This window comes from Thermoanaerobaculia bacterium, assembly GCA_035717485.1.
Lineage (GTDB): Bacteria > Acidobacteriota > Thermoanaerobaculia > UBA5066 > DATFVB01 > DATFVB01.
In genome coordinates this window covers 1-13,367 of sequence record DASTIQ010000113.1, presented here as the reverse complement: position 1 = coordinate 13,367, position 13,367 = coordinate 1, and the positions used below count along the sequence as shown (strand labels likewise).

The window sequence follows — 13,367 nt, the reverse complement described above, 5'->3', positions numbered from 1 at the left end:
ATTCGAGATCCTGGCAATAGAACGCGAACCGCTCGTCGAGCGGCCCCGCCTCTTCCCAGGCCCGGCGCCGAATCGCGAGCGCCGCTCCGCTCACCCATCGGGCGGCCGCCCCGCGCGCGCCGGGGCGCTTCCATCGCCGGTATCCGGGGAGCCGGCCGAGCGCTTTCGGCAGGCCGGTCGCGAGCGCGAACATCCAAAGCGCGCCCGGCCGTCTCCCGGCGCTCCATTGCGGCGACCCGTCCGGATCGACGAGCTCCGCGCCGGCGGCGCCGAGCTCCGGGTCCTCCGCGAACGCCGCCAGGATCTTCGCGAACGCGTCCAACTCCGGTTCCGCGTCGCTGTTGAGGAGGAAGAGGATTTCCCCGGACGCCGCGCGGAGCCCGTCGTTGGCCGCCGCGGTGAATCCCCCCGGCTCGGGACGGCGGACGAGGCGGATCTGCGGGTGAGCGGCCGCGACCGCCTCCGCGGTTCCGTCGCCGCTTCCGTCGTCGACGACGACGATCTCGAAGGACGGGGCGCTCGCCGCGGCGACGGCGTCGAGACCGGACAGCGTCATCTCCCGGGTGTCGCGTGTGGGAACGATCACCGAGAGGGGAATCGTCACGCGCTCAGATTAGCAGGTTGCGCCGGGACCCGGCGCTGCCCGAAGGCCGCCGCGGGGTCACTTCGCGCGAAACTGGCCCCGCACCGGGACCTCGATCTCGGGCTGCGTCGGGCTCGTCGTCTCCAGGCGAAGCGATCCGGTGACGAGCGACCCGGGAGCGCCCGCGGGAATCGTCAGCACGACCTGCCAGACGCGGCCGGGCTCGATCGTCCGGATCTCGGCGGCCGAGCCCGGGATGTCGCACTTCGCGCTCTCGAGCGCGACCGGATCCTCCGCGAAGCTGCGGACGTGGAAGCGGGCGGTGACCGGCCGGTCATCGAGATCGCCGAGATCGCCCTCCGGCGGCGTGACGGCGAGCATGGGACGGACGAATCCGCTCACGGGAATCATCAGCTGGCGCTGGCGCGGGTGGTCGAGGTGGACGACGACCTCGGCGCCGAGCGGGCCGACCGGCGCGTACGGCGAGAGCGTCAGCTCGATCACCCACTGCGAGCCGCTTCGTTCGGGGAGCCGCTCGGCGGGAGCGGCGGGGCGCCACCGGACGGCGAGGGAGGGATACGGCGAATCCACGCCCGTGACCCGGAACGGAGCGTCGTCCACGGCGAAGGCGACTTCGCGGATTACCCCGGCCCGTCCGCCCTCGACGAAGTTGTAGCGGGCGTATCCGGGATCGGCGAGGACCCAGGCGTGGACGTCGAGCGCGACTTTCAACGGGATCACGGGGCGCTCCGGATCGTTCGTCTTCAGCTCGACGGTGAGCGAGGAGGGCCCGGTCCGCTGCGCCGTTCCGACTTCGACCCGGATCGCCGCGCTCTCGCCGGGCGGGACCGGCGAGCGATCGATCGTGACGCGCGCTTCGCGGACCGGATTCGCCTCGACGGTCAGGGGAGCGCCGCCCCGATTTTCTACCGTGAATTCCGCCGCCGCGACGTCGTCGGCCGGGACGGTCCCGAGGTCTCGTTCGGCGGGCTGAACGTCGGCCTTCGGGGGAAGCGGCGCGCCGCCGGCGACGGCGGAAGCGAGGATCACGGCGGCGATGAAAAACGAGCGACGCACGCGCCGCAGGCTAGCCGCCGCGTCCGGGCTTGTCAACGCGCGGCCCCTCGGGAAGGCGGAGTATCATCACGCGCCGATGCGGAGATTTTTTCGGTGGGCCGCCGTCCTCCTGATCGCGTGCCGCTGCGCGGGAGGTCCCCGCAGCACGCCTCCGGCGCCGGAGTCCGGCGTGCAGAAGGATGCCCGGGGCCGCCGCTACCGGCTCTATCCGATTCCGAAGACCCAGGCGACCCGCATCGACGATGCGCACGTCCGGACGATGATCGGAGCGGTCGCGGATCTCGAGCGGGAGGACGCGGAGAATTTCTACATCCGTCTTTACGAGCCTCCCCCCGGGGCCGCTCCCTCTCCGCCCGCGCCGCCGCCTCCCGCGCCCGCTCCCGCGGCCGGTCCTCTCCCCCCGACCGCCGAAGAGAGCCGTATTCGCCTCGTCGATTTCGGCCGCGGCCTTCCCCGAAACGGCCAATGGCGCGAAGGGTTCGGCATCGGCGACCTCAACCGCGACGGCCACCCGGACCTCGTGTTCCCGCCGCCGCGGAAATCGGGGGGCGCGCCCGTGATCTTCCTGGGCGACGGCCAGGGCGGCTGGACCCGATGGCGCGAGGCGCGCTTTCCGCCGCTGCCGTACGACTACGGCGACGCGCAGGTCGCCGACCTCGACGGCGACGGCATCGCGGATATCGCGCTCGCGATGCACTATCGCGGAATCGTCGCGCTCCTCGGCGACGGACGGGGAAACTTCCGGCTGGCGAGCGACGGTCTCGACTATTCGACTCGGACCGACCGTCTTCCGGAGTATTCGTCGCGGTGTCTTCGCGCCTTCGACGCCGATGGCGACGGGCGCGCGGACCTGGTGGTGCTCGGAGAAGGGCCGATCCTTCCTTTCGGCGGAGCGGCCGGGCGCGGCTCGTTCGGGGTCGTCGTGTACGAGAACGGGGGCGCGGGCCGGTGGCGGCCCCGGCGCGAGCCGCCGCGGCTGAACGCACCGTTCGGCTCCGCGATGGCGGTCGGGGATTTCAACGGAGACGGGCGCCTCGACGTCGCGGTCGCGAGCGGCCTCATGGGAAGCCGCGAGATCGTCGCCTTCGCGGAGCCCGGCGGCTCCTGGCGCTGGGAGAACGTCGACCCCCTTCCTCCCGAGGGATACTTCCGCGCGATCGCGGCCGTCGATCTGGACGGCGACGGGGTCGACGACCTGATCGTCGGCGGGACGTATCTCGAGGGGGAGACCTGGGTGCCGCGGCTCGACGCCTTCCTTTCGCGCGACAAGGGGAAGCGATGGGATCTTCGGCCCCTCGAGCGCGGCGACGAGATCACCGCGGTCGCCGCCGCGTCGATCGCCGGCAACGGCGCGCCGATCGGGATCGCGGCGACCTCGAGTGTCGGGAAATTGCTCTTTTTCGTCGCCGACGGGCGCGGAAAGATCGAGAGGATTCCGGTGTCGCTTCCCGGGACCGGATGCAGCGGGAGTGACGTGCAATTGGCTGATCTCGATGGCGATGGCCGCGTGGAGATCGTTTCCTCCTATGGCGAAGAGACGGCCGAGGACGGCCGGTGCGGCTCGCAGGGGATGATTTCTGCCTTCAAGATCGACTTTTCTCACTGACACCATTGACAGATCGACTCGGGGCGGCCAGACTATTCTTCTCAGTTCCGTCAGCGAGGTGAAAATGAAAACGTTCCCGTGGGTCGCGGCACTGATCGGCGTGATGCTGTTTGCGGGAGCGTCGGCGAGCGCCGACCCGGCGCTCGGCACCGTTCGCGAAGAGCCGGCGGCGACGCTGCTCCTGCCGTATTTCGAGGTGGACCTCTCGAATCCGGCGGGTCGCACGACGCGCTTCTGGGTCAACAACGCGAGCGCGACGGCGGCAACCGCGCACGTGACGATCTGGACCGACCTTTCGGTCCCGGTCTTCGCGTTCGACATCTACCTCACCGGGTTCGACATGCAGCGGGTGGATCTGCGCGACGTCCTGAACGGGAATCTCCCGCAGACGGCGAGCGCGGGCCAGGATCCGATCGACGCGATCAGTCCCAAAGGCACGAAATCCCAGGACATCAACTTCGCCGCCTGCAACGGAGTGCTGCCGCCGGCGCCGCTCTCGGCCTCCGACGTCACCGCGCTGAGGCGCGCGCTCAGCGGCGCCTCCTCGTCGATGCTCGGCGGAAAGTGCGGAGGGCGGTCCTCCCCCGGCTGGGCCCGCGGCTACGTGACGATCGACAACGTCAACGGGTGCTCCTCGATGTTCCCGAACGACCCGTCCTACTTCACGGGCGGCGTCGGCTCTGCGATCGACTCGAACCTCCTCTGGGGCGATTTCACCTACGCGAACGGGACCGCGGACTTTCAGGGGGCGCCGCTCGTCGCCATCTTCGCGAGCGCGACGGATCCGCTGACGACGACGGCCGGGAACTACACGTTCTACGGACGCTACGTCGGCTGGAACGCGACCGACCATCGGGCGCCGCTCGCGACCCTGTTCGCGGGGCGGTATACCCGAGGCTGGACGCAGTCGGTGGTGTGGCGCGATCCGAAGGTGGACCAGGCGCCGTTCACGTGCGGGACGGTGCCCGCCTGGTACCCGATGGGGCAGGAGGGATTCACGGTCTTCGACGAGCAGGAGCACCCGAACATCCCGATCACCTACCCGCTCGCCCCGCAACCGGTGACTCCGGCCCTGATTCCTTTTCCGGCCGCCGCTCAGAAGACTCTCATCGGGAGCGCGGCCTTCCCGGTGCCGTTCGCTTCGGGGTGGATCTGGTACGACCTGAACGTCACGGTCTCCGGAGTGAGCGATCCGACGATCGACCCCGCGGCGTCGCAGTCCTGGGTGATGACGATGCGCTCGGTCAACGGAAGCGCGGGAACGGTGGGCCTCGTCGGCGGCCCTGCCACCCAGCTCGACAGCGCCACGAGGCCGGTCCACTCCGTGGCCGGTCACTGAGGAGGGAGAAGAGCGATGAAGACGCGTTTCACGACCACCGCCCTGATCGCGGCCGCGTGCGTCGCGGCGATCGTCCTTCTCCGATGTCCGGCGGCGGAAGCCACCGGCGTGACGGGCGGCGCGCCGGTCGTGCCGTCGATTTCGGCGACGCCCGGCGCGACGCTCCTTCTTCCCTATTTCGAGGTCGACCTCGCGCATCCCACCGGGCGAACCACCCGGTTCTGGGTCAACAACGCGAGCGCGACGGCCATCCTCGCGCGCGTCACCATCTGGTCCGATCTCGCCGTTCCCGTCCTCGCGTGGAACATGTATCTCACCGGCTACGACATGCAGCAGGTCGACATGCGAAACATCCTGAACGGCGTCTTTCCGGCCACGGCGAGCGCCGGCCAGGATCCGTTCGACCAGATCAGTCCGAAAGGCAACTTCTCGCAGGACATCAACTTCTCTACCTGCAACGGCCAGCTTCCCTTCACCTCGCTGCCTCAGTTCTACGTGGATTACATGCAGCAGTCGCTGACCGGTCAGTTCTCGAGCTTCAGCGGAGGTTGTGCCGGGAGGGTTTCGCCGGGGCTCGCCCGCGGGTTCGTCACGGTCGACGTCGTGGTCACCTGCCATCTGGACCTGCCCGGCGATCCCGGATACTTCGGCCCGAGCTTCACCGGCGAGGTCTCGACGCAGGACGTCATCTGGGGCGAGTACGTGTACATCGACAGCGATTCGACGGGACAGGGGGGCAACGGCGCTCCGCTCGTCTCGATCGATGCATCCGATACGGACCCGCTGGTGAATACGGCGAACAACTACACGTTCTACGGGCGCCTCGTCGGGTGGAACGCGACGGACCAGAGGGAGCCGCTCGCGACGAACTTCGTCGGGCGATACGTGAAGAACGCGACGTACGCCGTCGTCTGGCGCGACCCGAAGGTCGCCCAGCACGTGTTTCCGTGCGGGACGCTTCCGGACTGGTATCCGCTCGGGCGCGAGGGGCTCGACGTCTTCGACACCCAGGAGCACGTCACGGCGCGCGTCGCGAGCCTCGAATCTCCCGCCGGGATCGGCCTGGCGTTCCCCGCGGCGGCCCAGAAGGTTCTCGTCGGCTCCGCGCCGCTGCCGACGCCCTACGCCTCGGGATTCATGTACTTCAATCTCAACACCCACGTCGGGCCGGCCGGCGACGTCCCCTCGTCCGACAAGGACGCCGCCCAGGCCTGGGTGACGATGATCCGGGAATTCCCCGGAGGCACGTTCGGCAACGTCGGCGCCGGGGGATCGCCCGCGTTCCGGCTCGACAGCGCCCAGACGGCGATCCACGCCACGCCATGAAGAGCGATGGCGTCCTCTCATACCGGTACGGGCGTATCGAGGAGGTCCCGCGGGCGACCGCGAGCGGCCTTCCCGGAGCTTCGGCGTTTTGCGGCGAACTGAATCAGCGAGGGAGAAGATGAGAAAGAACGTCTTCTGGGTCGGCGTGCTCGGCGCGATGATTCTGCTGGTGGGAGCGCCGGCCGGGGCGGCCGATCCCGCGGTCGGGGCCATTCGAAGCGAGCCGGCGGCGACGCTGCTCCTCCCGTACTTCGAGGTCGACCTTTCCAACTCCGCGGGCCGCACGACCCGGTTCTGGGTCAACAACGCGAGCGCGACGGCCGTGATGGCGCACGTCACGATCTGGACGGATCTTTCCGTGCCCGTCTACGCGTTCGACATCTATCTCACCGGATACGACATGCAGAAGGTCGATATGCGGAACGTTCTGAACGGGAATCTGCCGCAGACGGCGAGCGCGGGACAGGATCCGATTGACGCGATCAGCCCGCATGGAGCGAAATCCCAGGACGTCAATTTCCCCAACTGCGGGGGAGTGCTTCCCCCGGCGGTGCTTTCGGCCTCCGACGCCACGGCGCTCCGACGGGCCCTGACGGGCCAGTCGTCCACGATGCTCGGCGGGCACTGCGGAGGACGCTCCTCCCCGGGTTTCGCTCACGGCTACGTCACGATCGACACCATCAACCAGTGCGTGGGCGACACCCAGTTTCCGAGCACCGCCGGATACTTCGCGTCGATCGCGACGGTTCAGAACGTGCTCTGGGGGGACTTCAGCTACGCCAACGGAACCGCGGATCTGCAGGGATCGCCGCTCGTGGCGGTCGTCGCCAATCAGACCGATCCTCTGACGACGACCTCGGGGAACTACACGTTCTACGGGCGCTACGTCGGCTGGGACGCTTCCGACCACCGCTCGCCGCTCGCGACGAACTATGCGGGTCGATACAACAGCGGCCAGACCCAGGCGGTCGTGTGGCGCGACACCAAGATCGCCCAGGAGGCTTTCCCCTGCGCCTCCCTCCCCGACTGGTATCCCCTGGGGCAGGAGGGATTCGTGGTGTACGACGAGCAGGAACACCCGGTGATCCCGAAGCCGACCCAGTATCCCGTGGCGCCCCAACCCCCGCTGGACCCCTTCGTTCCTTTCGCGGCGGCCACGCAGAAGGTTCTCCTGGGGAGCACCGCGTTCCCGTTGCCGTTCACCCGGGGCTGGATCTGGTACGACTTGAACGTCTACGTCACGCCGGCGGGCGACGTCCCGTCGATCGACAAGAACGCCGCTCAGAGCTGGGTGATGACGATGCGGATCATCCGGGGGAGCGCCGGAACGATCGGGATGGTCGGGGGCCCCGCTCTCCAGCTCGACAACTTCGATCCGACGGCGAGTCATGTCCAGCTGCTGCTTCCCCACTGAAAGGGAGAACGAGCGATGAAGACGCGTTACACGACCCCCGTCCTGATCGCGGCCGCGTTCGCGGCGGCGATCGTTCTCCTGGGAGCGACCCCCGCCGGGGCGACGGGGGTGAGCGGGACCCCCCCGGTCATTCCGACGATCTCGGAGACTCCGGGAGCGACGCTCCTCCTCCCGTACTTCGAGGTCGATCTCGCCCATCCGACCGGCCGCACGACGCGTTTCTGGATCAACAATGCGACCGCCACGGCGGTTCTCGTCCACGTGACGATCTGGTCGGATCTCGCCGTGCCGGTCCTCGCCTTCAACGAGTACCTCACGGGCTACGACGTCCAGCCGATCGACATGCGGGACATCTTCAACGGGAAGCTGCCTGCGACGGCGAGCGCCGGCCAGGACCCCACCGACACGATCAGCCCGAAAGGGCAATTCTCGCAGGACATCAACTTTGCGAGCTGCTACGGCCAGCTCCCGCTGACGGTGATGCCCCAGATCTACGTCGCGTACATTCAGGCGGCGCTGACGGGGCAGTTCTCGAGCTTCAACGGAGCCTGTTCCGCGACGGTCTCTCCCGGGCTCGCCCGGGGATTCGTGACGATCGACACGGTCAACAACTGCACCCTTCGGCTGCCCGGCCAACCGGGCTACTTCGGACCGGGCGGATCCGGTGATGCGACGAACCAGAACGTCCTCTGGGGTGAGTACCAGTACATCAACAGCGACACGAACGGGCAGGCCGGCAACGGCGCGCCGCTCGTCGAGATCGAGGCGGACGCCTCGAACACGCTCACGAACACCGCCAACAACTACACGTTCTACGGGCGGCTCGACGGCCCGGCCTGGAGCGCCGTGGACAACCGGGAGCCGCTCGCGACGAACTTCGCCGGACGATACGTCAAGAACGCGACGTACGCCGTCGTCTGGAGGGATCCGAAGGTCGCGCAGCAGCCGTTCGCCTGCGGAACCCTCCCGCCCTGGTTCCCTCTCGGCCGGGAAGGTCTCGAGCTGTTCGACGAGCAGGAGCACGTGACGACGCGCGTCCAGAGCCTCGAGTCCCCCGCGGGGATCGGCCTCGCGTTTCCCGCGGCGACCCAGAAGGTGCTCGTCGGATCGGGGCCGCTGCCGACTCCCTACGCCTCGGGGTGGATGTTCTTCAACCTGAACACCCACGTCGGGCCGGCGGGTGACGTTCCGTCGAGCGACAAGAACGCGGCGCAGGGATTCGTGACGATGATCCGGGAGATCAACGGAGGGACGTTCGGAAACGTCGGCGCCGAGGGCGGTCCCGCGTTCCGCCTCGACAGCGCCGCCGCGGCGAACCACAGCAATCCGTAGCCGTAGCGCCGCCGGAGCGGAGGACGTCCGCCCCCGCGGTTCGGAGCGGGCGGCAGCACGCCGTCTTGACTCCGCCACGGGGCTCCGCTATCTTTTTCGTTCGCCCTGAGCGGGAATAACTCAGTGGTAGAGTGCCACCTTGCCAAGGTGGATGTCGCGGGTTCGACCCCCGTTTCCCGCTCCATCTGACTCAATCACTTAGCAATTCCCGCGCTCTGTGGGCACTCGCCCTGTTCTTGTTTTGTTCTTGGTCTCGCGCTTCCGAGCTTTGCGATTGCCTCCCGGAGGTGCGCTGGGGAAAGGTGTGCGTAGCGCATCGTCATGGCGATGTTCCGATGCCCCATCAGGGTCTGAACCGTGCGGATGTCGACCCCTGCCATGACGTCTATCAGGATCGCGCCCGATAGCGCTATAGTCAAAGGAAATCTGGGAGAGACGAAATGACTGCCGAAGGTCGCCGGGTCTTGGCGTGGGTCGCCACGTTCTTGGCCCTGGGTGTCACCTCGGTCGAGTTCGTGTATTACCTGTCGCACCCGGACCGGTCTGGCCCAACTCTTCACATTACCGTCCTTGCTGTGGCGGTCGGAGTGCTTGGCGTTCTCGCAGCGACCAGGGAGAGGAGCTGAGGGGAGCATGGGAGGGCCGATGAGAACTGACGGATCCGGACGAATCATTCGCGGGTTGGCTTGGCTCTGGGTAGGGGTACTTTTCACAGGCACGGGTGTCCGCGTTTTGGCGAGCTGCGCAGGTTACGGGCTGCCATTTACGGACCTTGGATCCACCAACTTCTGCGCCCAAATCGCGGAAGCCTATTTTTCGGGGTTGACCAATGGAACCAGCGCAACCACGTACGCGCCTACCGACAGCGTTCCACGGGAGCAAATGGCCGCATTCGTCACGCGAACCCTCGACCAATCCTTGCTTCGTGGGAGTCGGCGGGCAGCTCTCGACCAATGGTGGACGAGCAACCTTCATTTCAACCAGGCAGGGCTCGGGTTGGTTGCAGTCGGGAGCACGCCCACCCTCCTGAAGAGCGATGGAACGGATGTCTGGGTCTCGAACAACGGGGATGCTGATGTCACTCGGATTCGGGCAAGGGACGGGGCAAACCTTGGAACCTGGAGCGGTGCAACCAGCGCCGTGGGAGTTCTCATTGCGATGGGAAAAGTATTCATCGCAGGGCAGACGACTCCAGGCAAGCTTTACGAGATCGACCCATCTTCCTCTTCCGCCTTCCCGGTCAGCACGGTGGCCAGCACTCTCGGAAACTCGCCGGCCGGAATTGCATTCGATGGGAACAAAATCTGGACAGCGAACGTGGGCGGTAGCGTCTCGATCGTGAGCCCCGGAACGTGGTCCGTCGCTACGGTCACCACCGGTTTTTCCTCGTTAGATGGGATCCTCTTCGACGGCGTGAGTATTTGGGTAACGGACCAGAGTGCAGGCAAGCTGTTCAAGCTCAATTCGAGCGGGGCGGTCGTTCAGACGGTGACGGTCGGAGCAAGCCCTGCATTCCCCGCCTTCGATGGCCACAATATCTGGGTACCAAATTTTAGCGACAATTCTCTTACGGTAGTCAGGTCCTCGGATGGTGTGGTGCTGAAAACGTTTTCGGCTGGAAACGGCGACAAGAACGGGCTGAGTTCTCCAGTGCAAGCCGCGTTCGACGGTCAACGGATTCTCGTGACCAATGAAGCCGGGGGGCTCTCATTCTTCAAAGCGGCGGATCTGAGCATCATCGGAAGCTTCGCGACGTCAGGAGTTTCAAATCCCTATGGGGCCTGCAGCGATGGCACCGATTTCTGGGTGAGCTTCGAGGGTTCGTCGAGCATCGGGCGTTTCTAGAATCGATCGCGGTGAATTGGGAAACCCGGGCCCTTCAGCCATCGTTTTCACGCTCCTGCCGCTGAAGCGGAGCCTTTGGAGCCCTAATCGGTCGTTTCGACACCTGGTCAGGTCGGAACTGCGCTCTGGGGCGGGAAGGAACTCCGGAGGCTGTTCTTGTTTTGTTCTTGCTCCCTGTGCAAAACGGTGGACTTTGCCGTCCCGCCGTAGCGGATGAAGAAAAATGAAGGGAGCAAGAACGAGCCCGTCTTTATTGCTCGATCGCGCTCCCTGTTCCCGAGTGAAAAATCCGGATACTACGCCCCAGGGCTCCTTGCCAACGCTCCACTCCCGCACTCCTTCCGATGAGAACAGGCCGACAAAAGCGCGGGCGTTTCTCTCGACGGACGGGACGATGACGGATGCTAGAACCGCCCGACAGCGGAGGAGCCGGCGAGCGCGATCCAGAAATTCACACCGTCGCTGCAGATCCCGAACGGCTCCGACACGCCGGCGAGAGGAGCGTTGCCGATCACACTGAGGTCCGTTGCCTTGAACAGCGACACGCTCGGCGTACCGTGGATCGGCGATTCGTTCGTGACGGCGATCCGCTCGCCGTCGAACGCGGCCTGGCTCGGAGCGTCCATGCCGTTCGCGTTCCCGTTGGCGGCGGAGAACGTCTTGAGCACCGCACCGTCGGTGGACCGGACGACGGTCATCGAGTTGTCGAACGAGTTCGGAACCCAGATGTTCCGGCCGTCGAACGCCGGAAAACCGGCACCCTGTCCGACCGTGACGGTGAGGAGAACCGCTCCCGCCCCGTCCAGCTCCCGAAGCCGCCCTCCCGACGCGGTCGCGTCCGTCACCCACATGTGCGCTCCGTCGAAAACGAGGCCGATCGGCTCCGTGAGACCGGTGGAGTGGTTGGCGACGCTCCACGTCCCGGGAGTGACGATCGAAACGGAACCTCCTCCGGCGCCGTTGTTCGAGTTCGCGGTCCAGATCCTGTTTCCGTCGAAGGCGATCCCTCCCGGAAACCCGCCGAGCGACGTCGTCAGCGAAGTGACGGCGCCTCCAATCGCTGCCGACGGATCGATCCCGTAAAGCGTGCCGGTCGTCTGGTTCGCCGTCACGAAGACCCGGCCCATCGCGATCAGGACGCCGTAAGCCTTCGTCGCGCCCGTCCAGGTCTGGAGGGCGCGTCCGTCGCTCGCCCGAACCCGGGTCACCGTTCCGCCGAAATTCGCCACCCAGACGTCCGCTCCGTCGCTCTTGAGGAGCTGGGGCTGAGTGCCGACCGCCGTCGTGGCGAGCGACTGATCGAAGTGCGGCGCGGACGTCCACCACTGGTCCAGCGCCGATCGCCGGGCGCCGCGAAGGAGTGACTGGTCCAGCGTCCGCGTCACGAAGGCCGCCATCTGCTCGCGGGGGACGTTCGCCGTCGGCGCATACGTGGTGGCGGTCGTGCCGTTCGTCAAGCCCGCGAAGTACGCCTCGGCGATCTGCGCGCAGAAAGTCGTCGAGCCGAGATCCGTGAACGGCAGTCCGAAGGCCGAGCAGTCGGCGAGGACCCGCATACCCGCCCCCAGGAAGAACACCGCTGCCCACGCGGCGGCCATCCACCGCAGGATTCGCCCGGTTCGGTTCGCCATCGCGCCCTCCTTCACTTTTTCAGCAGACGGAACCTTAATGATAGGGCAAGACGTCGATGTCGTTCATGCGAGGGCGATTCCGCGATCAGGGGCGATGCGCCTCGTCGGGAGCGCCGGGGCGCGCTCCTTCCGCCTCCCGGCGGGCGAGCTCCATGTCCGCGTCCGTCATCATTGCGACCAGCTGCGGAAAGCGGACCGTCGGCTCCCATCCGAGCTTCTCCCGGGCCTTCGCGTAATCACCGACGAGATGGTCGACCTCGCTCGGGCGGAAATACCGGGGGTCGATCGCGACCCGGACCGCGCCGGTCGCCGCGTCGACGCCGCGTTCCTCGACGCCTTCGCCCTCGAAGCGGATCGGGATTCCCGCCCGCGCGAACGCGGCTTCGGCGAACTCGCGTACCGTGTGGGCCTCGCGCGTCGCGAGGACGTAATCGCCCGGTTCGTCGGCCTGGAGCATCCGCCAGATCCCCTCGATGTAATCCCCGGCGAACCCCCAGTCACGGCGCGCCGCGAGGTTCCCGAGGTAGACCGCGTCCTGCTGGCCGTGGGCGATCCGTCCCACGGCCCGGGTGATCTTCCTCGTGACGAACGACTCGCCGCGGCGCGGACTCTCGTGGTTGAACAGGATGCCGTTCGAGGCGTGGAAACCGTACGCCTCGCGATAGTTGACGGTGATCCAGTGGGCGTACGCTTTCGCGACGCCGTAGGGACTCCGCGGGTGGAACGGAGTCGTCTCGCTCTGCGGGGTCTCGCGGGCCTTCCCGAAGACTTCCGACGTCGACGCCTGGTAGAACCGCGGCGTGAGCCCCGTCTCGAGGATCGCGTCGAGGAGGCGCGTCGTGCCGAGCGCGTCGATCTGACCCGTGTACTCGGGGAGCTCGAAGCTCGCGCGGACGTCGCTCTGCGCGCCGAGGTTGTAGATCTCGTCGGGGCGGACGGTGCGGAGGACGCGGTTCAACGACGAGGAGTCGTTCAGATCGCCGTAGTGGAGGAGCAGCGGGCCGTTGCCGCCCCCTTGCCAGCGGCTCAGGTGATCGATCCGGGAACGCGCGATGCTCGACGAGCGGCGGACGATCCCGTGCACCTCGTATCCCTTCCCGAGCAGGAGCTCGGCGAGATACGAGCCGTCCTGGCCGGTGACCCCGGTGATGAGAGCGCGCTTCACGTGATCCATCGACCTCGCGGGCATCTTACGCCGGATGGAGAGCCGCGAT

Annotated in this window: 11 protein-coding genes and 1 tRNA gene; 7 read left to right on the top strand and 5 right to left on the bottom strand. The window is 67.0% G+C overall.

Annotated features, from left to right (window positions below; translation table 11 throughout):
- Positions 1 to 604: glycosyltransferase (locus VFS34_06120; protein HET9794020.1), on the bottom strand; the 604-nt coding region annotated here is incomplete at its 3' end.
- Positions 605 to 661: 57 nt separating this feature from the next.
- Complete coding sequence (locus VFS34_06115) at positions 662 to 1,660, bottom strand: DUF1573 domain-containing protein (GenBank protein ID HET9794019.1); 999 nt, start codon at positions 1,658 to 1,660, stop codon at positions 662 to 664.
- A 76-nt stretch (positions 1,661 to 1,736) separates the two neighbouring features.
- Between VFS34_06115 and VFS34_06110 the strand changes: the two genes are divergently transcribed.
- From VFS34_06110 to VFS34_06085, 6 genes are all read left to right on the top strand, one after another.
- Positions 1,737 to 3,266, top strand: a complete 1,530-nt coding sequence (locus VFS34_06110; GenBank protein HET9794018.1) for a VCBS repeat-containing protein — start codon at positions 1,737 to 1,739, stop codon at positions 3,264 to 3,266.
- 64 nt (positions 3,267 to 3,330) lie between these two features.
- Positions 3,331 to 4,605: a hypothetical protein gene (locus VFS34_06105; protein ID HET9794017.1), complete on the top strand. Its 1,275-nt coding sequence runs from the start codon at positions 3,331 to 3,333 to the stop codon at positions 4,603 to 4,605.
- A 15-nt stretch (positions 4,606 to 4,620) separates the two neighbouring features.
- The gene (locus VFS34_06100; protein ID HET9794016.1) at positions 4,621 to 5,931 is read left to right on the top strand and encodes a hypothetical protein; all 1,311 of its coding nucleotides are present in this window, start codon (positions 4,621 to 4,623) and stop codon (positions 5,929 to 5,931) included.
- A 118-nt stretch (positions 5,932 to 6,049) separates the two neighbouring features.
- Positions 6,050 to 7,345, top strand: a complete 1,296-nt coding sequence (locus tag VFS34_06095) for a hypothetical protein (GenBank protein ID HET9794015.1) — start codon at positions 6,050 to 6,052, stop codon at positions 7,343 to 7,345.
- A gap of 15 nt (positions 7,346 to 7,360) precedes the next feature.
- Positions 7,361 to 8,677 carry a hypothetical protein gene (locus tag VFS34_06090; GenBank protein ID HET9794014.1) on the top strand — a complete coding sequence of 439 codons (1,317 nt, stop codon included), beginning with the start codon at positions 7,361 to 7,363 and terminating at the stop codon, positions 8,675 to 8,677.
- Positions 8,678 to 8,786: 109 nt separating this feature from the next.
- A tRNA-Gly gene (locus tag VFS34_06085) sits at positions 8,787 to 8,861 on the top strand.
- A gap of 10 nt (positions 8,862 to 8,871) precedes the next feature.
- On the opposite strand, the gene VFS34_06080 is transcribed toward VFS34_06085, so the two are convergent.
- Positions 8,872 to 9,057 (bottom strand): tyrosine-type recombinase/integrase, encoded by a 186-nt coding sequence (locus VFS34_06080; protein HET9794013.1) that lies wholly within the window; start codon positions 9,055 to 9,057, stop codon positions 8,872 to 8,874.
- Between the two features lie 502 nt (positions 9,058 to 9,559).
- Between VFS34_06080 and VFS34_06075 the strand changes: the two genes are divergently transcribed.
- Positions 9,560 to 10,522: a hypothetical protein gene (locus VFS34_06075; protein ID HET9794012.1), complete on the top strand. Its 963-nt coding sequence runs from the start codon at positions 9,560 to 9,562 to the stop codon at positions 10,520 to 10,522.
- A gap of 404 nt (positions 10,523 to 10,926) precedes the next feature.
- Here the strand turns inward: VFS34_06075 and VFS34_06070 are convergent, their stop codons facing one another.
- Together VFS34_06070 and gmd are read right to left on the bottom strand one after the other, a co-directional pair.
- Positions 10,927 to 12,153, bottom strand: a complete 1,227-nt coding sequence (locus tag VFS34_06070) for an S-layer homology domain-containing protein (GenBank protein HET9794011.1) — start codon at positions 12,151 to 12,153, stop codon at positions 10,927 to 10,929.
- Positions 12,154 to 12,238: 85 nt separating this feature from the next.
- Positions 12,239 to 13,318, bottom strand: a complete 1,080-nt coding sequence (gene gmd, locus VFS34_06065) for a GDP-mannose 4,6-dehydratase (protein ID HET9794010.1) — start codon at positions 13,316 to 13,318, stop codon at positions 12,239 to 12,241.
- Positions 13,319 to 13,367: the final 49 nt, after the last annotated feature.

Excerpts from the sequence above, each read along its gene's own strand:
- VFS34_06110 (HET9794018.1), top strand. The coding sequence starts at position 1,737 with ATGCGGAGATTTTTTCGGTGGGCCGCCGTCCTCCTGATCGCGTGCCGC.
- VFS34_06105 (HET9794017.1), top strand. The coding sequence starts at position 3,331 with ATGAAAACGTTCCCGTGGGTCGCGGCACTGATCGGCGTGATGCTGTTT.
- VFS34_06100 (HET9794016.1), top strand. The coding sequence starts at position 4,621 with ATGAAGACGCGTTTCACGACCACCGCCCTGATCGCGGCCGCGTGCGTC.
- VFS34_06095 (HET9794015.1), top strand. The coding sequence starts at position 6,050 with ATGAGAAAGAACGTCTTCTGGGTCGGCGTGCTCGGCGCGATGATTCTG.
- VFS34_06090 (HET9794014.1), top strand. The coding sequence starts at position 7,361 with ATGAAGACGCGTTACACGACCCCCGTCCTGATCGCGGCCGCGTTCGCG.
- VFS34_06080 (HET9794013.1), bottom strand. The coding sequence starts at position 9,057 with ATGGCAGGGGTCGACATCCGCACGGTTCAGACCCTGATGGGGCATCGG.
- VFS34_06075 (HET9794012.1), top strand. The coding sequence starts at position 9,560 with ATGGCCGCATTCGTCACGCGAACCCTCGACCAATCCTTGCTTCGTGGG.
- VFS34_06070 (HET9794011.1), bottom strand. The coding sequence starts at position 12,153 with ATGGCGAACCGAACCGGGCGAATCCTGCGGTGGATGGCCGCCGCGTGG.